Annotated in this window: 22 protein-coding genes and 1 tRNA gene; 9 read left to right on the top strand and 14 right to left on the bottom strand. The window is 65.5% G+C overall.

Annotation, left to right across the window (positions count from 1 at the left end; all coding sequences use genetic code 11):
• Positions 1–204: 204 nt before the first annotated feature.
• On the top strand, positions 205–2,883 hold the full coding sequence (locus tag G9E11_RS12135) for a GH32 C-terminal domain-containing protein (protein WP_190606079.1): 2,679 nt from the start codon (positions 205–207) through the stop codon (positions 2,881–2,883).
• Positions 2,884–2,972: 89 nt separating this feature from the next.
• Here G9E11_RS12135 and G9E11_RS12130 read toward each other — a convergent pair whose 3' ends face one another.
• Positions 2,973–3,266 carry a putative quinol monooxygenase gene (locus G9E11_RS12130; protein ID WP_190606077.1) on the bottom strand — a complete coding sequence of 98 codons (294 nt, stop codon included), beginning with the start codon at positions 3,264–3,266 and terminating at the stop codon, positions 2,973–2,975.
• Between the two features lie 66 nt (positions 3,267–3,332).
• Positions 3,333–4,331, bottom strand: a complete 999-nt coding sequence (locus G9E11_RS12125) for a LacI family DNA-binding transcriptional regulator (protein WP_190607032.1) — start codon at positions 4,329–4,331, stop codon at positions 3,333–3,335.
• Between the two features lie 164 nt (positions 4,332–4,495).
• Here G9E11_RS12125 and G9E11_RS12120 point away from each other — a divergent pair, with 164 nt between their 5' ends.
• The 4 genes from G9E11_RS12120 to G9E11_RS12105 all read left to right on the top strand — a co-directional run bounded on the left by G9E11_RS12120 (position 4,496) and on the right by G9E11_RS12105 (position 8,764).
• Positions 4,496–5,614, top strand: a complete 1,119-nt coding sequence (locus tag G9E11_RS12120) for a substrate-binding domain-containing protein (protein WP_190606075.1) — start codon at positions 4,496–4,498, stop codon at positions 5,612–5,614.
• A 159-nt stretch (positions 5,615–5,773) separates the two neighbouring features.
• Positions 5,774–6,820 (top strand): ABC transporter permease, encoded by a 1,047-nt coding sequence (locus G9E11_RS12115; protein WP_190606073.1) that lies wholly within the window; start codon positions 5,774–5,776, stop codon positions 6,818–6,820.
• Entirely contained in the window at positions 6,817–7,611 is a 795-nt protein-coding gene (locus tag G9E11_RS12110; protein WP_190606071.1) for an ATP-binding cassette domain-containing protein, read from the top strand. The genes G9E11_RS12115 and G9E11_RS12110 overlap by 4 nt, the downstream gene beginning before the upstream one ends.
• A 229-nt stretch (positions 7,612–7,840) precedes the next feature.
• On the top strand, positions 7,841–8,764 hold the full coding sequence (locus tag G9E11_RS12105) for a carbohydrate kinase family protein (protein ID WP_190607030.1): 924 nt from the start codon (positions 7,841–7,843) through the stop codon (positions 8,762–8,764).
• A gap of 10 nt (positions 8,765–8,774) precedes the next feature.
• On the opposite strand, the gene G9E11_RS12100 is transcribed toward G9E11_RS12105, so the two are convergent.
• The 11 genes from G9E11_RS12100 to G9E11_RS12050 all read right to left on the bottom strand — a co-directional run bounded on the left by G9E11_RS12100 (position 8,775) and on the right by G9E11_RS12050 (position 17,433).
• Positions 8,775–9,065 (bottom strand): amidohydrolase family protein, encoded by a 291-nt coding sequence (locus G9E11_RS12100; protein WP_414635193.1) that lies wholly within the window; start codon positions 9,063–9,065, stop codon positions 8,775–8,777.
• Positions 9,066–9,161: 96 nt separating this feature from the next.
• Complete coding sequence (locus tag G9E11_RS12095) at positions 9,162–10,217, bottom strand: HoxN/HupN/NixA family nickel/cobalt transporter (RefSeq protein ID WP_190606070.1); 1,056 nt, start codon at positions 10,215–10,217, stop codon at positions 9,162–9,164.
• Positions 10,217–11,047 carry an urease accessory protein UreD gene (locus G9E11_RS12090; RefSeq protein WP_190607028.1) on the bottom strand — a complete coding sequence of 277 codons (831 nt, stop codon included), beginning with the start codon at positions 11,045–11,047 and terminating at the stop codon, positions 10,217–10,219. Before G9E11_RS12090 ends, G9E11_RS12095 begins: the two co-directional genes overlap by 1 nt.
• A 257-nt stretch (positions 11,048–11,304) precedes the next feature.
• Entirely contained in the window at positions 11,305–11,922 is a 618-nt protein-coding gene (gene ureG / locus G9E11_RS12085; RefSeq protein ID WP_190606068.1) for an urease accessory protein UreG, read from the bottom strand.
• A 28-nt stretch (positions 11,923–11,950) separates the two neighbouring features.
• Positions 11,951–12,619 (bottom strand): urease accessory protein UreF, encoded by a 669-nt coding sequence (locus G9E11_RS12080; protein WP_190607026.1) that lies wholly within the window; start codon positions 12,617–12,619, stop codon positions 11,951–11,953.
• A 186-nt stretch (positions 12,620–12,805) separates the two neighbouring features.
• Positions 12,806–13,282 carry an urease accessory protein UreE gene (ureE, locus tag G9E11_RS12075; protein ID WP_190606066.1) on the bottom strand — a complete coding sequence of 159 codons (477 nt, stop codon included), beginning with the start codon at positions 13,280–13,282 and terminating at the stop codon, positions 12,806–12,808.
• Between the two features lie 9 nt (positions 13,283–13,291).
• On the bottom strand, positions 13,292–15,049 hold the full coding sequence (gene ureC / locus G9E11_RS12070; protein ID WP_190606065.1) for an urease subunit alpha: 1,758 nt from the start codon (positions 15,047–15,049) through the stop codon (positions 13,292–13,294).
• Positions 15,046–15,399: an urease subunit beta gene (locus G9E11_RS12065; protein WP_190606063.1), complete on the bottom strand. Its 354-nt coding sequence runs from the start codon at positions 15,397–15,399 to the stop codon at positions 15,046–15,048. Before G9E11_RS12065 ends, ureC begins: the two co-directional genes overlap by 4 nt.
• Positions 15,400–15,406: 7 nt before the next feature.
• Entirely contained in the window at positions 15,407–15,709 is a 303-nt protein-coding gene (locus G9E11_RS12060; RefSeq protein WP_190606061.1) for an urease subunit gamma, read from the bottom strand.
• 90 nt (positions 15,710–15,799) lie between these two features.
• Complete coding sequence (locus G9E11_RS12055) at positions 15,800–16,357, bottom strand: cysteine hydrolase family protein (protein WP_190606059.1); 558 nt, start codon at positions 16,355–16,357, stop codon at positions 15,800–15,802.
• Complete coding sequence (locus tag G9E11_RS12050; RefSeq protein ID WP_246468918.1) at positions 16,354–17,433, bottom strand: LacI family DNA-binding transcriptional regulator; 1,080 nt, start codon at positions 17,431–17,433, stop codon at positions 16,354–16,356. The genes G9E11_RS12055 and G9E11_RS12050 overlap by 4 nt, the downstream gene beginning before the upstream one ends.
• A gap of 499 nt (positions 17,434–17,932) precedes the next feature.
• Between G9E11_RS12050 and G9E11_RS12045 the strand changes: the two genes are divergently transcribed.
• Entirely contained in the window at positions 17,933–19,303 is a 1,371-nt protein-coding gene (locus G9E11_RS12045; protein WP_414635198.1) for a glutamyl-tRNA reductase, read from the top strand.
• An 88-nt stretch (positions 19,304–19,391) separates the two neighbouring features.
• Here the strand turns inward: G9E11_RS12045 and G9E11_RS12040 are convergent.
• A tRNA-Lys gene (locus G9E11_RS12040) sits at positions 19,392–19,464 on the bottom strand.
• Positions 19,465–19,698: 234 nt separating this feature from the next.
• On the opposite strand from G9E11_RS12040, the gene G9E11_RS12035 reads away from it, so the two are divergent.
• From G9E11_RS12035 to G9E11_RS12025, 3 genes are all read left to right on the top strand, one after another.
• On the top strand, positions 19,699–20,358 hold the full coding sequence (locus G9E11_RS12035) for a hypothetical protein (protein ID WP_190606057.1): 660 nt from the start codon (positions 19,699–19,701) through the stop codon (positions 20,356–20,358).
• A 258-nt stretch (positions 20,359–20,616) separates the two neighbouring features.
• Positions 20,617–21,234 (top strand): DUF47 domain-containing protein, encoded by a 618-nt coding sequence (locus G9E11_RS12030; protein ID WP_190606055.1) that lies wholly within the window; start codon positions 20,617–20,619, stop codon positions 21,232–21,234.
• A 2-nt stretch (positions 21,235–21,236) separates the two neighbouring features.
• Positions 21,237–22,253: an inorganic phosphate transporter gene (locus G9E11_RS12025; RefSeq protein ID WP_190606053.1), complete on the top strand. Its 1,017-nt coding sequence runs from the start codon at positions 21,237–21,239 to the stop codon at positions 22,251–22,253.
• Positions 22,254–22,385: the final 132 nt, after the last annotated feature.

The following is a 22,385-nucleotide window of genomic DNA, read 5'->3' as shown; positions in this document are numbered from 1 at the left end:
CAACCACGCCTGGCCAGCGCGCCCCAATTGGGCCGACAGCGGCGCCGTGATTCCAACGCACAAAGGTTGTGAGGGCTTAACGCACCACGCCTATTCGCCGCCGTCGAACCCGTTGACTTGTCTTGCGGACATCCCCTAGCGTTCCAGTCACTGACAACGTTGTCTACCTGCCATCAATTAGGGGGACGGCAGAAGGCACGCGCGATGAAGGGCGATACCAGCACTATGCACCAGAGAAAATTCGGCAGACTACAGCTATGTACCGCGCTGACCGTGGCAGGTCTCAGCCTGGCCTCGGTACTGGCCGGAACCGGAACAGCGACGGCGGCCGGTACCTCCGGCGACGAGCAGTTCCGGCCGGCCTACCACTACACGCCACAGCAGAACTGGATGAACGATCCCAACGGAATGGTGTTCTACAAGGGCGTCTACCACCTCTACTACCAGCACAATCCGTCCGGCAACCAGTGGGGCAACATGTCCTGGGGCCATGCCACGTCAACAGACCTGGTGCACTGGAAGGAGCAGCCGCTGGCCATCGCCACAGACGACCAGCAGGACATCTTCTCCGGCAGCGTCGTGGTAGACAAAAACAACAGTTCCGGACTCGGCACGGCAGAGAACCCTCCGCTGGTGGCCATCTTCACCAGCGCCTACAAGGACGCCTCGCCCTATAAGGGGCTGCAGGCCCAATCCCTCGCGTACAGCCTGGACGAGGGGAAGACCTGGACCAAGTACAGCGGCAACCCGGTGCTCAACCGCAACTCGGCGAACTTCCGCGACCCGAAGGTGTTCTGGTACGACTCCCCCGGCGGAGGTGGCTACTGGGTGATGGCCGCTGTTGAGGCCACCGAGCACAAGGTGGTGCTGTACAAGTCCGGCAACCTCAAGGACTGGACGCAGCTCAGCGAATTCGGCCCGGCGAATGCCACGGGCGGGCTCTGGGAATGCCCCGACCTGTTCCCGCTGGCTGTCGACGGCGACCCTGCGAACGTCAAATGGGTGATGGTGGTCAACATCAACCCGGGAGGCGTGGCGGGAGGCTCCGCCGGGCAGTACTTCGTGGGCAACTTTGACGGCACCACCTTCACGTCGGAAACCACGAAGGCCAGCGACGCACTGCCCGCGGGCACTCCCCTGGCGGGTTTTAACGACGGCACGTACAACGGCTGGACAGTGAGCAACGAGCCCGGCAACCCCAAGGACGGGCCCTTCGCCGGGGCACCCGCGGCCGGCACCCTCCCCGGGCAGAACGGCGTCGCCGGCTTTGCCGGCGCCGGTCTGATCAATTCATTCAACGACGGCGACTGGCCGGTGGGCTCAATGAACTCGCCGCAGTTCACCGTGGCCAGCGATTACCTCAACTTCCTCGTGGGCGGCGGACAGCATCCGCGTGTCTCGGACAAGCTGGACAACACCCCGCCGCCCGGGGACCTGCTGTTCAGCGGCTTTGAGGTACCGGACGCCTCCACGCTGGCCGACGCCGGGTGGACGGGAACCGGGGATCTGGCACCGGCGTTCCAGCCGTCTACCTCCGGCGGGGACTTCTACATCGGCGCCAAGCGGATCAACACATTCGACACGGGAGGAGCGCCCGGCGACGACAGGCAGGGAACCCTGACGTCGCCGTCGTTCACGGTGAACCGGGACTTCATGAGCATGCTGGTGGGCGGCGGACATCGCGCGGCGGGCTCAGGGCAGACGCTGGAAGTCCAGCTTTTGGTGAACGGGAACGTGGTGCGCAGCCTCGCCGGCGATGACGCGGGCGCCCTGAACTGGAAGGGCTGGGACGTGTCCGAATTCGCAGGGCAGCAGGCACAGCTCCGGATCGTGGACCAGGCCACCGGCGGCTGGGGACACCTGACCCTGGACCATGTCATGCTGACGGACCAGGCCGCCGTGCCCCGTTCCGACGAGACCACCGTCAACCTCGTGGTGGACGGAAAGGTGGTCCGGACGGCCACCGGGGCCAACAGCGAGGTTTTGGACTGGGCGTCGTGGAACGTTTCTGAGTTTAGGGGGCGGCAGGCCAGCATCCGGGTGGTGGACAACAACCGCTTCGGCTGGGGCCACATCCTGGCAGACGAGTTTGTTGCCTCGCCACGGCCGGCCACGCCGCGGGTGCAGACCTACGACTGGCTGGACTACGGCCGGGACTACTACGCGTCCGTGTCCTTCAACAACATGCCGCAGAGCAAGCGGACCATGCTCGGCTGGATGAACAACTGGGACTACGCCAACAACATTCCAACCTCGCCATGGCGCAGCGCCATGTCCCTGCCGCGCGAAGTGGCCCTGACGCAGACGGCCAGCGGTCCGCGCCTGACGCAAAAGGCAGTCCAGCAGGTGGATGGCCTCGCCGGGAAGGAAAGCTACGCCGAAAAGCGGGCGCGGAACATTCCGGCCGGCACCCACGTGCTGCCGCCTGCGGCTTCGGGCGATGTGCAGCGGATCGACGTGACCTTTGCCCCCGGTTCAGCGGCCAGGGCCGGGATCACTGTACTGGGGAACGGCAGCAAGTCCACCGTCATCGGATACGACAAGGCAACCGGAGAGGTGTACGTCGACCGGAGCAACTCCGGCAGGACGGACTTCCACCCGCTCTTCGTCTCGGTTGACTCCGCCCCCGTGGCCGTGGACGCCAGCGGCAACGTGACGCTGCGGATCTACGTCGACAGGTCCTCGGTGGAGGTGTTTGCGCAGAACGGCCTGCGGACCATCACGGACCAGGTCTTCCCGGAACGGGTCCTTTCACAGCAGGTTGCCAATCAGGTGGCGCTCTTCGCCGAAGGGGGAACGGCCCGGCTGAAGTCGCTGACTGTCACGCCGCTCAGCCAGTCCATGTTCCTGGCAGCGCAAGCGCCGGCCAAGAACAGGAAGTAAGGGCCGGCGTCGAAGAAGGTCAGCGTACGAAAGGCCGGTGTCTGCAGAACCTGCGGACACCGGCCTTCTTCGTGCGGGATACCGGCGAACTACTGGACCGGCTGGAGCCAGGTCAGCACGGAGCCGTCCTCCTCGATGTGGTCCGCTAGCTCCGCGTTGAACCGGGCGCCGTAATCTGCGCTGATGTGCTCTTGGAAGGCGGCATCGCCGTCGTACACCTCGAAGACGAAGTACTCCCGGGGGTTGGTTTCCCGGGTGTACGGCAGGAACAGCTGGTTGCCCGGCTCCCGGCGGACGTGCTCGGTCAGTTCGCGCATCATTTCCGCGACCCGGTTTTCGCTGCCGGGCTTGACGGTGAATTCTGCGTACAGCGTTTTCGTCATGGTTTTCCCCTCTTGAAGGTTAGGTATGGGTGGTTTGAAATCGTGGTGCCACGAAGGTCGGCCGGCTCAGCGCGCCGGGCGGAGTTCACCTGATCCGCGCTCAATGAGTTCTGTGGGAACGACGTACGTTGTCGGGGCGCTGTAGTCGCCGTCGATCCGCGCCAAGAGCCGCCCGGCGGCGAGCTTTCCGATCCTCTCGGGGTGCTGCGCGATGACGGTAATTCCGGGGTCCATCATGTCCGCGAGGGTAAAGTCGTCGAACCCCACGAGTGCCACTTTCCTGCTTACGCCGAGTTCCTTCAGGGCGCGCATCACTCCGAATGTGACGAGGTTCTGGCTGGAGAAGATGGCCGTGGGCGGGTCCTCGGAGCTGAGCAGCTCAACCGCCGCCTTGCGCGCGGACTCCTCGTCGTGGAGGCCTTCGCGCACAGGGACCACGGACGTGGGGATGCCTGCCCTGCCCAGTTCTTCGATGAAGCCGCGCCGGCGTTCCCGGGCCGTCTGGATGTCGGTGCGGTCGCCCAGATAGGCAAGCTTCGTGTGACCCCGCGCGATCAGGTGGGCGGCGGCTCTGGCAGCTCCCACCGCGTTGTCCGTCACCACGGCGTCCGCCTCGATACCGACGGGTTCGCGGTCAATGAAGACCATGGGCAGATCCCGTGAATGCTCCGGAATGACGTAGGACTGGCTCTTGGCGATAGGCGTCAGGACCAGTCCATCCACACGCCTGCCCAGGAAAGCGGCGACCAATGCCTTCTCTCGTTCGGGGTCGTCGTCCAGGCTGGCCGCGAAGACCGCAATACCTCGGGCGGTCAGGGCATCCTCCAGGGCGCGGTGAATCTCACCGCTAAAGGGGTTGGACACACTTGGCAGCAGGAGACCGATGGAAAGAGTCTGGCGGCCGGCCCGGCGAAGGCTTCCCGCTGCCATGTCCAGCTGGTAATTGAGCTGCTGGGAGGCGCCGAGTACGCGCTGGCGGGTTGCCTCGGACACCCCGGGCTCATCGTTCATCACCCGCGAGACGGTCTTGATTCCGACGCCGGCCAGTGCAGCGACGTGCCGCATAGTGGGGCGGTTCTTTGTTGTCTCAGGCTGGTAACGATTAGACATCGTTGTCATTCCTTGGTCCTTCATCATCGAATTTCTCTTGACTGTACCTTGTGATCTTGATTACATGATGCATGACATCGTTGTCAGGCACCAGAAGTGCCACGAAACCAGGAGATTCAATGTTGAGTTCCAAAGCCCCGCGGACAGTCACCCACCGCCTGCTTGCCATCGGTGCCGTGCTGACCCTCGGCACGCTCAGCCTCACCGCTTGCGGCGGGAGTTCCCCGAGCACCTCGTCAGCCGGAAGCTCGTCGGCCGAGAAGGTCGGCGTGTCCCTCATCGTGAAGACCACGTCGAACCCGTTCTTCGTTTCCATGCAGGACGGCGCAAAGAAGGCCGCCGAAGCCGACGGCGTGGACCTGAAGCTCGCAGCCGGTAAGGCCGACGGCGACGAAGAGACGCAGATCCAGGCGATCGAAAACGCAATTTCCAAGGGCGACAAAGGCATCCTGATCACGCCCAACGGCCCTTCGGTTGTCGATGCACTGAAGAAGGCCAAGGACGCCGGCCTGTTCGTCATCGCCCTGGACACTCCGCCGGACCCCGCTGACGCCGCCGACATCACCTTCGCCACGGACAACTTTGCCGCCGGTGAATTGATCGGCAAGTGGACCGCCGCGCAGCTTGGCGGAAAGAAGGCCACCATCGCGCTGCTGGACCTGTTCGACGACAAGGTCGTCTCCGTGGACTACAACCGGGACCAGGGCTTCCTCAGCGGCCTCGGCATCGACACCGCGGACAAGAAGAAGAACGGTGACGAGGCCAAGACCGGCAAGTACACCGGCGGCAAGGGCGGCGACTACGAGATCGTGGGCAGCCAGGCAACCCAGGGCGCCGAGGATGGCGGCCGGACCGCCATGGAGACTCTCCTGGCCAAGAACCCGAACATCAATGTTGTCTACACCATAAACGAACCTGCCGCGGCAGGCGCCTTCGAGGCACTCAAGGCCGCCGGCAAGGAAAAGGACGTCCTGGTGGTTTCCGTGGATGGCGGCTGCTCCGGCGTCAACAACGTCAAGGCCGGCGTCATTGGTGCCACCGCCCAGCAGTACCCGGTCAAGATGGCGGAACTCGGCGTCAAGGCCATCGTTGACCTCGCCAAGACCGGCCAGAAGCCAGCCAATTCAGCAGGACTGGACTTCTTCAACACCGGCGTAGAGCTGGTCACGGACAAGGCCGTCGACGGCGTCAAGAGCATCACAACGTCCGAGGCCGCCAAGGTCTGCTGGGGCAAGTAGCCAGCGTGCACCTCGCACCGCGGGAAGGTGCTGAAGACGCAGTACCTTCCCGCGGTGCGCGGCCGCAGGAGATACCCCGGCAGAAGCAGCAGCCGCAGCACCAGCCCAGCACCAGCCGAACCAGCACCCCCAGCAGGACCTTGAAGTTCAGGAGCAGCAATGACCCAGCAACAAACCGCAGGCCCGCCCGCAGCAGGGCATGCAGACCCGGCCGAGGAATTCCTCGACCGTCAGACCCCGCTCAGCCGAATCCGCAATATCCTCCACCGCTATCCAGCACTAAGCCCGGCCATTGTCCTGCTTGTTGCTGTGGTGGTCTTCGGGCTCCTCAATGAGAGGTTCCTGCGGGTCGAGAACCTATCCCTGATCACGCAGCAGGTTTCGGTTGTGGGCACGCTCGCCGTCGCCCAGACGCTCATCATCCTGACCGCCGGAATTGACCTCTCCGTCGGTGCTGTCATGATCCTGTCCTCCATGGTGGTGGCGCAACTCGCCGTTGGCAGCGGCACGCCCGCTCCGCTCGCTCTCCTCCTTGGCCTCGTCGTGGGTCTGGCAGCCGGAGCGCTGAACGGTTTCCTGGTCACCAGGTTCAAACTCCCGCCGTTCATCGTCACCCTCGGAACCCTGAACATCTTCATCGCCGTGACACTTCTCTACTCCGGCGGCTCGACCGTCCGCGGCTCCAGCATGCCCGGCCTGCTGACATGGATGGGCAGCACGTTCCCGGTTGGGCCCGTGCGGATCTCCACCGGCGTGGTCATGATGCTCCTGCTCTACATCGCGGTCGCGTTCATCCTCGGAAAGACCGCCTGGGGCCGGCACGTCTACGCAGTGGGCGATGACAAGGAAGCCGCTCGTCTGGCCGGTATCCCCGTGAACCGCGTCCTGATGAGCGTTTACCTCGCCGCCGGAGCCGTGCTGGCCGTCGGCGCCTGGATCCAGATTGGCCGCACGAACGCAGCCAGCCCCAACGCCGGCGTGGACCTGAACCTCGATTCCATCACCGCCGTCGTGATTGGCGGGACCAGCCTCTTCGGCGGCCGCGGCTCCATCTGGGGATCCCTCCTCGGCGCGCTGATCGTCGGCGTGTTCCGCAACGGCCTCTCGCTGGCGGGCCTCGATGTGCTCTACCAGACCCTCGCCGTGGGCGTCCTCATCATCCTCGCTGTGTCGATCGACCAGTGGATCCGAAAGGTGAAGTCATGACCGCCACAGAATTCCAGCCGGCCAAGACCGAGGTCCGCCAGCCCATCCTGCAAGCCAGGAACCTCGTCAAGACCTTCGGCCGGGTTGTCGGCCTGGACGGCGTCAGCCTTGACCTGTACCCGGGTGAAGTTCTGGCGATCATCGGCGACAACGGTGCCGGAAAATCCACGCTCATCAAGTGCCTCACCGGCGCCGAGGTCCCGGACTCCGGCGAGCTGAAGGTGTCCGGGCAGACCGTGCACTTCAAGCGCCCGCAGGATGCCCGCGTCCACGGCATTGAAACCGTTTATCAGAACCTTGCGGTCTCGCCGGCGCTCGACGTCGCCTCCAACTTGTTCCTGGGCCGTGAAGAGCGCGTTCCCGGACCGCTGGGAAAGATCTTCCGCGTGCTGGACACCAAGGGCATGCGCCGCAAGGCCAAGGAGGAACTGACCCGGCTGGGCATCTCGACGCTCCAGGACGTGACGGTGCCGGTGGAGAACTTGTCCGGCGGCCAGCGCCAGGCCGTGGCCGTGGCCCGCGCCGCGGCGTTCGGCTCCAAGGTGGTCGTCCTCGATGAGCCGACGGCAGCCCTCGGCGTCCGGGAATCGAACCAGGTCCTGCAGCTGGTCCGCGACCTCCGGGACAGGGGCCTGCCGGTGATCCTGATCAGCCACAACATGCCGCACGTGTTTGACGTGGCGGACCGGATCCACATCCAACGGCTCGGAAAGTGCGCGGCCACCATCACGCCGCAGTCGCACAGCATGACCGACGCCGTAGCGATCATGACCGGCGCCGCCACGGCCTGACCGGGCGGCTGTGTCCAGAACCCGGCACCAGAACCGGGCCCAACCAGCTCCACCAAAGCAGCACCACAACCGAGCACCAACCTCCGTCCGCGGGCCGCGAAGCCGGCCCGCGGACGGCTCCATGAAAGGCCCTACCGTGATCCCAACCTCCACCCCCGGCACCGCCAACCCCGGAACTGCCAAGGCAGGATCTGCCAGCCCGGGTGCCCGCGCGGCGGCCCCGGAAGTCATCGTCATCGGCGAAGCGCTGGTGGACGTCGTTGCGTCCGCAGGCGGAACCGTAGAGCACCCCGGCGGATCGCCGTCGAACGTGGCCTACGGGCTGGGCCTGCTCAGCATCCGGACCGCGCTCCTCACCTCCATCGGCGACGACGACCGCGGCCGGGCCATCGAAGCACACCTTGGGCGCGCCGGCGTCGTGCTCCTGCCCGGTTCGAGGACACCGGGTAAGACGGCGTCGGCCACCGCAACGCTGGCCGCCGACGGCTCCGCCACCTACGACTTCGACATCCGCTGGGAACTGCCGCCGGTGGCCCCTGCATCCCTTCCCAGGGTGCTCCACACCGGCTCGATCGCCACCTTCCTGGCTCCGGGCGCAGCTGCAGTCAGGACCCTCCTGGAGCAGTCGCACCGCGAATGCGTGGTCACCTACGACCCCAACATCCGTCCGGCACTCCTCGGCAGCCAGGCTGAGGCCCGGACCATCTTCGAGGAGCTGGTCCCGCTCACTGACGTGGTCAAGCTGAGCGACGAGGATGCCCGCTGGCTGTATCCAGGCCTGCAACTGGAGGACACCGCGGCGCGGATCCTCCAGCTGGGTGCGGGGCTCTCGGTGGTCACCCGCGGTTCCGAGGGGTCGCTGCTTGCCACTCCGGAAATGCAGCTGGTGGTGCCGGCCGTCCGGTCTGCGGTGGCTGACACCATCGGCGCCGGGGATTCGTACATGGCGGCGCTGATCTACGGATTGCTGGCACGCGGAGCGGACGGCCTGGCACCGGCCGTGCTGGAAACACTGGGACGCACGGCCTCGAAGGCCGCCGCGATCACCGTGCGCCGCCCTGGAGCCAACCCGCCCACGGCGGCCGAGCTTCTCGCGGACCTGCCGGAGGACGCGGCGACGCCCGAGGATGTGGGGGCCGCCGCGGTCGCCTGAAAGATCGCGGCTAGGACAGCTGCGACGTACGCCTAGCCGCGGAGTGCTGGGCCTGCCCGTCGACGAAAGTGGCCAGGACCCGGGCAGCAGCAAGGTCATCGGGAGCAGCCGCCAGCGGATCCACGTCGAACACGGTGAAGTCTGCGCGCTTGCCCACGGTGATGGAGCCGGAGATGTCCCACACCCCTGCGGCCCGGGCGGCGTGCGAGGTGTAGCCTTCGAGCGCCCGACGGGCCGTGAGGGCCTGCCCGGGAATTATCGGCTGTATACCGCGCCGGCGAAATACCGAACGGCCTGGCATACTCCTCGGGCCGGGGCCAGAACGGCGCCACCGATTCACCGTAGGCATTGGGTTCAAACAGCGGGCGAAGCTGGCAACTAGGCGAGACTCGCGCGGCTAGGCGCGGGCCTGGGAATCAGCCCGCCGGCGCCCAAGCAACGACGCCGCACCCCACAGCGCCAGGAATGCAGCCACCAGCAGCAGCCCGGCATCGCCCGGATCGATGGCGCCCAGCCAGGCGGTGAGCGGGTCTTTCAGCCCGAACGCCGCGTTGCAGAAACCGAAGAGGGTTATCACGGCAACGAAAAGCGCGGAGAGGGCCGAGAGCCCGGTGATGACCGCGTTGAACCCAAGTTTGCGCAGGGGATCGTGGATGGCCGACTTGTACATCCGCATCATGGCAACGCCGTTGGTGGTGTCGCACAGGGTCATGGCGGCGGTGAACGCGAGCGGAAGCGCCAGAAGCGCGACGGGCGAAACGCCCGCCAAGGAGGCCGCCGTCGTCATCACCAGGAGCCCAATGGTGGTGGCGGTATCAAAACCGAGACCGAACAGGAAGCCGATCACATACACGTTCCTGGGCCGCCGCACCTTTGACAGCGGCCGGGCCAGAAGGCGGGCCACAAAGCCCTTGGCTTCCAGATCCTCCGGCTGCACCGTTCCGCCGCCGCGGACCCTGCGGTAGTGCCGGGCGGCACCGAGAAACGCAGACCCGTTGAACAGTCCCATGGCCAGCAGGAACAAGCCGGATACCCCGCTGCCAATCAGCCCAAGGATCAGGTTCCCGGTGCTGCCCTCGGTCATGAACCTGCCCACCAGCGACACCCCGGAGACCACCAGGGCACCCGCCAGGATCACCACCGAACTGTGCCCCAGGCTGAAGGCGAATCCCACACTCGTGGGATCCTGCCGCTGCGCCACGAACTTCCGGGTGGAGTTGTCGATCGCGGCAATGTGGTCCCAGTCGTAGCTGTGCTTGATACCGGCCAGGTACGCCGTAAGCACCAGTCCGAACGCCAGCGGCTGCCCCGACGCGGCGGTACCGGCGACCAGAAGAACGACGGCGGCAAGGTGCAGGATGCCAACCGCGGAAAAGGTGGCCAGCAGGCGCGTCCGGAGCGGCAACTGCTCCCGCTCGCGGTACATGGCGGCGAACTGGGTCAAGGTAGTCATCAGTACTTCCTCAGGTTCAGGGGCGCCTGGCCGTACCAGCGTTGACGGAGAAGGCCACTGCAGCCACCCAGTAGCGTATTGAGTTTTTCGGTGCTGTTCGACAGGGACCGGAGCACCAGTGCCGTGATGCCGTCCATTGTGGCACTGAGCGAGATCCCTGTGTAGGCGTCGATCTTTTCCGCCAGCTGGTGCAGTTCGTCGGCGAGCGCCTGGTCCACCCGCGCGTCCGCCACCACCAGTGAACCCAGGTGGCTGTAACCCTCCATGAAGCCCGTGCCGGTGACGTCGTCGAGGGGCGGGCGGATCAGCAGGTTGTCCAGGGCGAGCAGCCGGGTGCCCCCGTCCGTCTGCACGTGGATCTCGTTCCGGAGCCGCAGCTCCTCGTACCGGAATGAGGCCCCGTCCGGTGACCAGCCCGGCGTGATCACCTCGGCCATCACCAGGCTCGACGTAGGCCGGACCGTGATGTGGGTGTTCTGCCGGTAGCTGGCCTCCCGGTAGGCGATGACCTGGTCCGGCGCCAGCTCCAGCCGCGACCCTTCCCGCAGCCGGACGGTCATGCGCTGCTCGGCAAACGATTCCGGGGTCCGGTAGATCTTCGTCGCCGACTGCGTAGTGAGCAGCAGGTCGGCCCCGTCCCCCACCTCCACGTCAAGAACGTAGAGATCGGCCCCCAAGTACGCCCCGCCGGGATTGACGACGACGTAGCAAACCTGGCCGGAGTCATCCAAGTAGTGAGGTCGGAGCACGCGAAGGGCACCCCGATGGAATTGGTGCGACGCAAAGGAACGCCCTCCATGTTCGCTGATGACCAGGGCGAGCTCCCCCATCGGTGCCGGGGCGCGTCCGGCGGCTTCGCCGGGTTTGGGGCCGTGCCCGTCCCCGGCCGTTCCCGGCTCTCGCAAGCTCGATCCGGGGCCCTCACGGCCGTGGTCCCCCCGCGAGGCCCACCAGGCCGTGGCCCCAAAATCCGGCCTCGCCGCCTCAGCGGTTAAGTCACGTTGAGGTGCCCGCTCCGGTGATTGAGCTTGTCGAAATCCCGGCCCCTCGGTCTCGACAAGCTCGACCAGCGGACCTTCCGTCGTGCTCATGACGCCAAGTCGAGCATCAGGACATCGTGCCGGATCCATTCGATGACGTGCTCCAGGCCTTCGTCCGTTTTGAGGTTCGTGAAGCAGAACGGCCGCTCGCCGCGGAATTCCTTGGAGTCGCGTTCCATGACCGCGAGGTCTGCACCGACGTGCGGGGCGAGGTCTGTCTTGTTGATGATGAAGAGGTCGGACTTGATCATGCCCTGGCCGGCCTTCCGGGGGATCTTCTCTCCCTGCGCAACGTCGATGATATAGATCGAGAAGTCCACCAGCTCGGGGCTGAAGGTGGCGGAGAGGTTGTCGCCGCCGGACTCCACGAAGATGACCTGCAGGTCGGGGTGCCGCTGCTTCAGCTCCTCGATGGCGGCGGAGTTCATGGACGTGTCTTCGCGGATGGCGGTGTGCGGGCAGCCGCCGGTTTCGACGCCGATGATGCGGTCCTCGGGCAGGATCCCGTTGGCTGCCAGGATCTTCGCGTCCTCGATCGTGTAGATGTCGTTGGTGATGGCGGCCATGGAGATCTCTGCGCTCATGTGGCGCGTGAGCCGTTCCACGAGCTGGGTCTTTCCGGCGCCGACGGGGCCGCCGATGCCGATCTTGATGGGTTCAGTCATGCTGTCCTCCTTTGATTCAAAAGCACGGTTAGCTCATGAACATGCGGGCACGCTGGCGCTCATGCCTCATCTGCGAAATCTCCAGTCCGGGGCTGACCGCCCCGAAGTCGCCCAGCGTGAGGCGGGCGGCCCGCTCGACGGCGGCAGCAACGGCGTCGTGCGCGTTCCGCAGCACCCGCTGGCCGGCGTTCTGCCCGAGCGGGATGGCCCTGACTGCGTTCTGCGTCAGGGAGGTGACGGCGGCGAAAAGGTAGGCGGCCGTCGCCTCCGCCCGGGGAACCCCCAGGGAACGGGCGACGACGCCGAACGCCAGCGGCTGATGGCCGGCGGCCCGACCCCCGCTCACCAGCGCCCGGTACGCCGATAATTCAGGCGAGGGAAACACTTCGGTGCCGATTTCGATCAACCGCCCGCCCATCTTGACGCTGGCCTCCCGCACCTGCCGCGGCAAAAGCTGCGCGGAAAGCAACTCATCCAGCTCAAGGACAGGAACACCCTCATACAAAAACCGGATAGCCAAGGCATCGGAATAAGTCAGCTGCTGCCCCAGAAAAGCAGCCAGCCACACCCCAAAAGACTCCTCATCATGAACGACCCCCCGCTCGATGTAGGTCTCAAACCCCAACGAATGAGCAAAAGCCCCAGTAGGAAGCGAGGAATCAGTAAGCTGCCTAAGCGCCAGCAAATATCCGCTCACTGAATTGCCGCCCAAGGCGAGGAAGCAAAGCGGCGCCCCGGATAGGGGGCTGCGGCGTGGCGGGCCGCGCGGGGGGCCCACAGCCGCGAGGGGCCCCGGCCGAGCTTGCGAGGGCTGGGAGCGGCTGGGGACGGGCACAGCCCCCTATCCGGGGTGCCGCACCCACCCACCAGATGCGCGGAAACTCTAGTGACTGTGTTCAGCATGGCGGAAAGGCACTGGCATGACGCGTTCCTGGCGGTCGTAGGGCACTCCGACGTGTTTGAGGTAGTCCTCGACGGTGTGGTCGTACTGGCACACCATGACTTCGGCGCCGTACTCGGACGACGCGTCGAAAAACTGCGCCTGCAGATGCCGGTTGCCGAGGGAGTGGGCCACTGTGCCCATCTCGTGGATTGTCCGTGGTGCGATCACCAGGACGTCGGTGGGCAGCACGGAGACCACGATCATGTTGGATTCAGCCATGTGCAGCACGTCGCCGTCGCGGAGATCAGGCGATCCGGCAGGAAGCCTGATGCCGACCTCGTTGCCGTGATCTGTGGTTACGCGCTGGATCCGTTTCACCAGCTGGGTGCTGGGGAGCACCACCTTCTCCCGGTGCCGGCCGAAGAAGGACTCTGCGGGCTGGTCGTGCACGTTGCCGAGAATCTTTTCGATGATCACGTGAAACTCCTAGAAGAGGAAGTAGCGCTGGGCCATGGGCAGCACGTCCGACGGTTCGCAGGTAACCTCTTCGCCGTCCACTGTCACCGTATAAGTTTCCGGGTCCACCTGAATGTCCGGAGTGGCGTCGTTGTATTTCAGATCTGCCTTGGTCAGGGTCCGGATGCCGGAGACCGGGCGGATGACCTTCTCCAGGCCCAGCTCCTCCGGCACGCCAGCGTCGATGGCCGCCTGGGAGAGGAAAGTGATGGACGACTGTTGCACGGCCATGCCGTGGGCGCCGAACATGGGCCGCATGGTGCGCGGCTGGGGTGTGGGGATGGATGCGTTGGCGTCGCCCATCAGGGCGTAGGCAATCTGGCCGCCCTTGATAACCAGTTCGGGCTTCACGCCGAAGAACGCCGGATCCCAGAGGACCAGGTCGGCGAACTTGCCCTCCTCGATGGAGCCGATGGAATCAGCCATGCCCTGGGCGATGGCCGGGTTGATGGTGTACTTCGCCACGTAGCGCTTCAGCCGGAAGTTGTCGCTCTCCGTGCCGGAGCCGGATGCTGCACCGTGGGCGGCACCGGCAGCATCCTTTAGGATCCCGCGCTGCTTCTTCATTTTGTCCGCCACCTGCCAGGTACGGGTGATCACCTCGCCGACTCGCCCCATGGCTTGGGAGTCCGACGACGTGATGGCGAAGATGCCGAGGTCCTGCAGGACGTCCTCCGCCGCAATGGTTTCAGCACGGATGCGGGAATCAGCGAAGGCCACGTCCTCCGGAATGTCCGGGTTCAGGTGGTGGCACACCATGAGCATGTCCAGGTGCTCTTCGATGGTGTTCCGCGTGTAGGGCAGCGTGGGGTTCGTGGAGGCGGGAAGCACGTTCGGCAGGCCGGCGATCTTGATGATGTCCGGTGCGTGCCCTCCCCCGGCGCCTTCGGTGTGGAACGTGTGAATGACGCGTCCGTCGATGGCACGGATGGTGTCCTCCACGAAGCCGCACTCGTTCAGCGTATCCGTATGGATGGCCACCTGGACGTCGTACTCGTCCGCCACCCTCAGCGAGGTGTCGATCGAGGACGTAGTGGAACCCCAGTCCTCGTGGACCTTCAGGCCCACTGCGCCCGCTCGGATCTGCTCGGCCAACGGCTCGACGGCGGAAGCGTGCCCCTTGCCGAACAGCCCGATGTTGATGGGAAACCCCTCGGCGGCCTGCAGCATGCGGTGGATGTGCCATTTTCCCGGAGTGACTGTGGTGGCCTTGGTGCCTTCAGCCGGTCCCGTGCCGCCGCCGACCATTGTGGTCACCCCGCTGCACAGAGCCGTGGCGACCTGGTCTGCGGAGATGAAGTGAATGTGCGTGTCCACTCCCCCGGCGGTGAGGATCTTGTGCTCCCCCGCGATGATCTCTGTGCTGGCGCCGATGACTATGTCCACGCCGTCGGCAATCTGCGGGTTTCCGGCCTTGCCGATCCGAAAGATGTGGCCGTCCTTCAGTGCCACGTCCGCCTTATAGATACCCGTGTAGTCCAGCACCACAACGTTGGTGATGACGGTGTCCGGCACGCCGCCGTCAGGGCCTCCGTCCCGGGTGGCCTGGCCGTTCTGGCCCATTCCGTCACGGATGACTTTGCCACCGCCGAAGACCACTTCCTCACCGTAGTTCGTGAGGTCCTTTTCGATTTCGAGGAACAGATCGGTGTCGGCGAGACGGATGGCGTCGCCCGTCGTCGGGCCGTAAAGGTCCGCGTACTGCCTGCGGGACAACTCGAAACTCATCGGTCGCCCCCGTCCTTGTCAGTGCCGCCCTGGCCAGCGCCGTCGCCAAGACTCCCGTTCACTGCGTTCCTCAGGCCGTAGACCTCACGGCTTCCGGCCAGCCTGATCAGCCGGACAGTTCTCCTGTCGCCCGGTTCGAACCGTGCTGCGGTGCCGGCGGGAATGTCCAGGCGCCGCCCATAGGCGGCGTCGCGGTCGAATTCCAGCGCCGGGTTCGCCTCCGCGAAGTGGTAGTGCGAGCCCACCTGCACTGGACGGTCACCGGTGTTGAGAACAACGACGTCGACCGCCTCGCGGCCCGCGTTAATCACCAGCGGTTCGTGACGCAGGACGTACTCTCCGGGAATCATGGCGCCCCTATCGGATGGGATTGTGGACGGTGACGAGCTTGGTGCCATCAGGAAAGGTGGCCTCGATCTGGACATTGTGGATCATCTCCGGCACGCCCTCCATGACGTCGCCGCGGCTGAGCAGCGTGGTGCCATAGCTCATGAGCTCGGCCACGGTGCGTCCGTCCCGTGCACCCTCGATCAGCTCATAGCTGATGATCGCCACGGCTTCCGGGTAGTTGAGTTTGAGCCCCCGCGCCTGGCGCCTGCGGGCGAGGTCGGCAGCGACCACGATCATGAGCTTTTCCTGCTCACGGGGCAGCAGATGCATGAGGATCCCTTCAACGGCGTGCGGGTCGGCGTGGGACCCAGACTAGGCCCCGTTCGTTTCCACCACGTTTCAGGAGTGCGGATCCGGCCCTCAATGGGCGCCGCTGAGCCGGGCGAGGATCTCATCGCTGGACTGGACCGGCTGGCGGTAGGTGGTGGACAGGATGCGCAGCATGTCCCTGGCATCCTGGCTGTCCTCCGACGCCATGGCGTCCTCCGCGTATGTAACCCGGATGTTGTGGGCGAAAGCGTCCGCTCCGGTCTGGGCGATGCAGTTGTGCGTGGAGACCCCGGCCAGCACCACTTCGTCGGCGCCCCAGTTCCGCAGCCGGGACAGCAGGTTGGTGCCAATAAAGGCGCTGTCCCGCGTTTTGCTCAGCTGCGGCAGGCCGTCGGTGGCGAGGCCGGGCACAGCCTCCGCCTGCTCACTGCCGCGGAAAATGAAGCCCTGGTCGTCATCCAGCATGCTCAGCGTCCACGTTGATTTGTCCCGCTCGTGCTCGGTGCCAACCAGCAGCACCTTGTGTCCGCTGGAGGTGAAGCCCTCCAGCAGCCTGTTGCAGGAGGTGACCAGCCGCTCCCGTTGTGCTGCCAGTTCCGGCGCTTCGAAATACGCGTTCTGCATGTCGATGATGAGCAGGGCAATCATGGGTCCACCTTTCCTTCCGCTGCCGATGCCGTTGAGGTACCCGTTTGCGGCAACTGCGAAACCCCGCCCGCGGGGGCCGAGGCACGAATCCTCAGTTCGAATTCTGCTTCCACATGCACCCCAAAAGCGGCCTTCTCGCTACCTTCGATCCGGTCGATCAGCAGCTGGACGGACCGCTCGGCGATCTCGTTCATGCCTGGAGCAACAGTGGTCAGCGACGGGGACGAGAACCGCGCCTCATCGATGTCGTCGAACCCGGCCACGGCTGCGCCCTCGGGCACCCTTACCCCGCGGAGCAGCAGTTCGTGCATGGCGCCCAGGGCCAGGGCGTCATTCAGTCCAAAGACGGCGTCGAACGGCTGGCCGCCCTTGAGCAGCCTGGCCACCGCGGATGCGCCCCCGTCACGGCGCCATTCCGCAGGCACAATCAGGGCCGGGTCAAAGTCGAGTCCTGCCTCGGCCAGCGCCTCCCGGTATCCGGTCAGCCGAAGGCCGGGCGAACCAGCACGGTCCCCGGGGGATGCACCGATCACCGCGATACGACGACGGCCTCCCGCCAGCAGGTGGGCTGTCATGGCCTTGGCCGCGCCCACATTCTTCATGGTTACCTGGTCGAACCGGGGGTCGTCGATGTGTTCGCCGAGCATCACGAGTGGCTTGGTTCCGCGCCGGGCAGCGGCCACAGCGTCCGCGTCGAGCACCAACGGAGTGAACAGGAGCCCGTCCGTCAGCTGGCTCAGCGATCCTTGCAGGGCAGTAAGCTCGCTGGTCCGGGTCGCCGCTGACTGCTCCACCACAACGCGGTAGTCCCTGGCAGCCGCGGCAGTCATGAGCTTGGAAGCGAGCTCTGCGTAATACGGCACGGAAAGGTCGGACACCACCAGGCCCAGCATGCGGGACTTTCCGGACCTCAGGCTCCGCGCGGTCAGGTTGGCCTCGTACCCGAGCTCGGCGATGGCGTCCAGCACTTTCTGCCGGGTGGCCGGCCTTATGAACTCATAGTTGTTGAGCACATTCGACACGGTTTTCAGGGAAACTCCGGCCGCGCGCGCAACATCGTTCATTGTCACGGCCATGCAAAGCCCCTTTCGCGGCACACTTTTCCCCCGGGTATGTCTCTTAGCTACATTCCTCTCAGCTACATCGTTGCAGAATGCGGGCCGCCCCGCCCGCCAAGAATTTCCCAAGGTGGGTACCCCACCCTTTCTGCAAGGTCTCTTGGCTCTGGGGCCAGGCAACGGCGCCTGGCCCCAGTGACAACCGGCGGTGTCCTCTAAGCGGCGGCCACTGGCGGGACCGGTCCGGGCAAGCGGCGGCCTCCTTAGCGTTAAGCGGCGGCCACCATACGGGGCGGCAACCAAGTGGCGCGGCAGGACAGGATGGGGAACGTTGCGGCAGAAGGGGGCCGAATTGTTGGAGGGTGCAGGGGGGTCCACAGGAGGATTACCCCCGTCAGAACGGCAGTTTGCTCTTGTTGTTTCCCATCATGCCCGCACACCGTACCGGGGTTCCATTCCCCGGTACGGAAACGGGGGTCCCGAACCGGTTGGCGACGAGGAAGGCCGGGCATCCGGCCTGGAGTTCCTGGCCCGGCTCGGTTCGGGACCCGTCCGTATTACTTCGGGCGTTATTGCGGACGTGGACGGGGTTGCCGGAGCAGTCGTGCTCGCCACATGCAACCGGTTCGAAGTCTATTGCGACGTCGTTCCGGCCGCGGATCCGGACGTCACCAGGAAGGGCGTGCTGCGTGTCATCAGCACATGTTCAGGTGTTTCCACTTACGAACTCGACCGGGCCCTTGACTGCCTGACAGGCACCGCCATGACTGAGCATCTCTTCTCGGTGGGCGCCGGCCTTGACTCTGCAGTGGTGGGCGAACGCGAAATCGCCGGCCAACTGCGCCGATCGCTGGCCTCCGCACAGGAGGACGGAACGGCCAGCGGCGCCCTGGTGCGGCTCTTCCAGGCGGCGTCCCGTGCCGCCCGCGAAGTTGGATCGCTGACGGCCCTGGGTGAGGCGGGCCGCTCCATGGTGTCCGTTGCGCTGGACCTGACCCGATCCAAGCTAGGAGCCCAATCCAAGGGAGCCCTATCCGAGCTCGAACGCCGGGACCTTTCCGGACTGTCCGTGGTGGTCATCGGCACCGGGGCCTACGCCGGCTCTACCCTTGCGCTTCTGGCGGCAAGGGCGTGTTCTGCGGTGTCCGTGTTTTCCTGGTCCGGACGCGCCGAGGCCTTCGCGTCAGTTCGGGGCGCCACCGGCCTGACCGCGGAGGAACTGCCCGCCGCCGTCCGGGGAGCGGATGTGGTGATCGGCTGCAGCGGCCGCGGCCCCAGGCTCAGCTCTGAGGACTTTCGGAGCTTCCGGCAGGACGCTGCCGCCCCGCTCGTCGTCGTCGATCTCGCCCTGAGCCGGGATTTTGAGCCGGAAGTAGGCGAACTGCCGGGGATTGACCTCATCACGCTGGAGCATGTGCGGCTGGCCTCGCCGCGTGAACAAACCGACGTAGTCCGCCAGGCCGGTGAGCTTGTCCGGCGGGCCGCCCAGAGGTTTGAGGCGGACCGGCAGGCGCGGCTTCTGGATCCGGCGATCGTAGCGCTGCGTGGACACATGCAGTGGGTACTGGCTGATGAAGTGGCGCGGGTGAAGAACCAGCACGGCTGCACGGCCACTGCGGAAGCGGTGGAATTCGCCCTGCGGCGGGTGGTGCGGCAGCTCCTGCATGTGCCAACCTCGCGGGCGCGCGAACTGGCGGCAGCCGGCCGGCAGGACGAGTACACCGCTGCCCTTGAAACACTGTTCGGGCTGGACGTGACGGCAGGCGTGGAAGCCCAGGCGGCAGCGAACGGCGCCGACCCGAAAGCGGAAACGGGCCCGCAGGGCTGCCCGGCACGGGAAGGTCACGACCGCCAGGCCACGGAGGACGCCCTGCCGGCAGCGAGTTAGCCGCCTTTGTCCGATAATCCCGCAAATAAAAAATCCCCGGATTCCTGTTGCCAGGAAGCCGGGGATTTTCCACTCTTCGCTAAAAGAGTGGGCCCTGTGGGGATCGAACCCACGACCCACGGATTAAAAGTCCGATGCTCTACCAACTGAGCTAAAGGCCCAAACTGCCTACTGGAATGCTGGCCAAAAAAGCCTGCAAACGCGAAACAGTTCCAGTCCATTTCTGAACGTTTAATACTGTACCCCAGTCGGTGGCGACTTCAGCACGCCGCCCCGCCGCCGCCGTCGAACGTGTCTTTGCCGGGAGACGGCAAGGGTCTCGGGCTGTCGGTGAAGGCCCGGGAGGCACTGAAGGGACGCTCGATTCCGGTTCCCTGCAGGAGTAGCGTGGGACCATGAGCCAGAACGCAGGAACCAGCGGCCCGGGCGGGGCGGAGCGGCACCACAAACCGAAGCCTTTTGCGCCCATTGATTTCGAACCTTTCGCAGGCGGCGCCGATCCGGCGCGCGTCTCGGAAGCTGCGCATCTGGCCGCCCAGGCCTTGGTGCGCCACGGGCGGGACAGCGATGATCCCGTCATCACCAAACGGCTGGTCAAGCTGGCCGACGAGCAGGGGCTTGAGGCGATAGCGGAGATGTGGGCGGAAAGCCCGGCCCGCTCGCTGCCCGGCGCGCTGTGGAGGCTGTACGCCCTTCGCGCGGCAACCGTGCAGGACCCCGAGCGCATCTCCGTTTATTTCAAGGCGGGCAAGGACACCGCCCAGGTCTCCCATGTGGTGGCCGGCGCGGCCGAGCCGCCGGGCGCCGATGAAATGAAGACCATGGCGGACGCCATCCTGTCCGGGGCCTTCGACGGCGAGTTTGACGTCGCACTGGAGCGCTCTGCCGCTTTTTGCCGCGTGGTGGCGCTCGGCCAGGCCACGCTCGCGGACGGCGCGGAGCATTCGAACGAGAGCCACGCGCGCAAACTGACGCACAACTCCCACCTGCTCGTGAAGACCGCAGAGGACCTGGAGCACGCCGCCAACGCGTGGCGGCTGGGTGAGCTTGACTGACCCATCCGGCCCGATCTGTCAATGTTGACTTGGCCCAGCCAAAGTAGAAGACTGAAATAGGTGCCGAACCGCGAAACCCCCGGGCTTCAACATTTAGCCGCCTAGAGCGGCCTACCGCCGAGAGGCGTATCCGGTTCGGCACCATTTTTATGCCCTCATCCGGCTGCCGGTAAAGTACTGACTAGCTGCGGCTCCGACGTCAAGTCATAAACCTTCCGCGGCGTCCCGCCCCTGACGATCCTCCGGAGACCGGTACTCATGAAGCTGCGCCTTTTTCCCCAGGAGCCCGCAGGCCTGAACCTTCTTTCGCAGCTGGCCCGGCAGATCGTTTTTGCCAGCGCCACCATGGCGGAAATCCTTGGCGCACCATCCTCCGAGCACCACCGGCTGGTGGAGGATATGCACAACCACGAGGCAAAGTCGGCCGAGCTGCACTTCGCCCTCCTGACGCACATGCGCACCAGCTTTGTGAATCCACTCCCCCGCGAGGACATGTATGCCCTTTCGCAGAGCCTCAACGAAGCCATTGAAAAGCTGGACGCCGCCGCCGAGTTGGTGGCGCTCTACAATCTGGACCGGCTGCCGAAGCGCGCGGCCGACCAGCTGGAAATCATCAGTCGCCAGGCGGAGCTGACGGCTGACGCCATGCGCCGGCTGAACAACCTGGACGACCTTGAGGACTACTGGATCGAGGTGCTGCGCCTGGCCAAGCGGGCCGAACGCACGCACCGGGTCTGGGTGGCGGACATGCTCAAGGACATGAAGTCCGCCCAGTATGCCCGCAACAGGGACATCGCCAACCAGCTGGTCGAGGTCACCAAGGACATGCGCCGGATCGCCACGCAGGTGGGCAGCATCATCGTCAAGGAATCCTGAGGGTGACGCTGTTCATCTTTGCCCTGGTGGTGCTCCTCACCGCGGCGTTTGCCTTCATCAACGGCTTCCGGGATGTGTCCACGTCCGTAGCCTTGGCCGTGCGCACCCGAGCTTTGACCCCCACCATCGCCGTCCTGCTGGCCGCCCTTTTCAACCTCATCGGGGCCTTTCTCAGCGCCGGCCTGGCCGTGGCCATCAGCCAAAACTGGGTGGCCCTCCCTCCCGGGAACAGCGGCCTGACCATCATCGCCGCCGGCCTCGCCAGCGCGTGCGCCTGGGGTATTTTCCTGTGGTGGCGGGGCGTTCCTTCCTCCTCCACGCATGCCCTGGTGGGTGGACTCGCGGGCGCCGGAACCGCCAGCGCGGTGGTGGGCGGCAACTCGGTGGGCGGCGTGGACCAGTCACTTCTCTTTCAGGTGGTCCTCCCCCTGGCCCTCTCGCCGGTTGTCGCCTTCATCGCCGCGTACCTGCTGGTGTTTCCCGTCACCTGGGCTGCGCGGTACACCCAGCCGAACGTCGTCAACAAGCGGTTCCGGGCGGCCCAGTCCATCGCCGCCGGGGCCGTGGCCTTTGGCCACGGGCTGCAGGACGGCCAGCGGGTCAGCGCAGTGCTCATCCTGGCGCTGCTGGCCGCCGGCTATTCCGACGGCGGCTCGCTTCCAATGTGGGTGGCGCTGCTGTCCGCCGTGATGATCACCGTGGGCACGCTGTTCGGCGGCTGGCGCATCTCGCACACCATCGGCTACCGGCTCACCCGGATCGATCCCTTGCGCGGCGTGGTGGCCCAGGGCTTCAGTGCGCTCCTGCTGTTTATTGGCGCCATCGGGCTCCACTGGCCGGTTTCCACCACCCACACGGTCACGTCCGCCGTGCTCGGCGCGGGGGAAAACCAGCAGTTCGCCACCAGCCACCGCAAGCTGGTCACCCGGATCCTGTCCCTGTGGGTCCTGACGCCGGCAGCCACCGCCGCGGGCGCCTTCGTCCTGGAACTGGCGCTCTCCCCGCTGATCGCCGCCTGAAACAGCAACGCGGGGTCACTTAGCGCCCATTCCGTAGGGGCAGGTTCAAGGGGTCGTTGCAACACCTGAGTGATTGGTGTTGTTGTGGGACGTTTTGGTCGGCCTGAGGTGTTGCGTGAGGTTGTGCGGGTG

This window comes from Arthrobacter ipis, from assembly GCF_014694315.1.
In the GTDB taxonomy this organism is placed as follows: Bacteria; Actinomycetota; Actinomycetes; order Actinomycetales; family Micrococcaceae; genus Arthrobacter; species Arthrobacter ipis.
The sequence above is the reverse complement of the archived record's forward strand: the minus strand, read 5'-3'. Positions and strand labels throughout refer to the sequence as shown.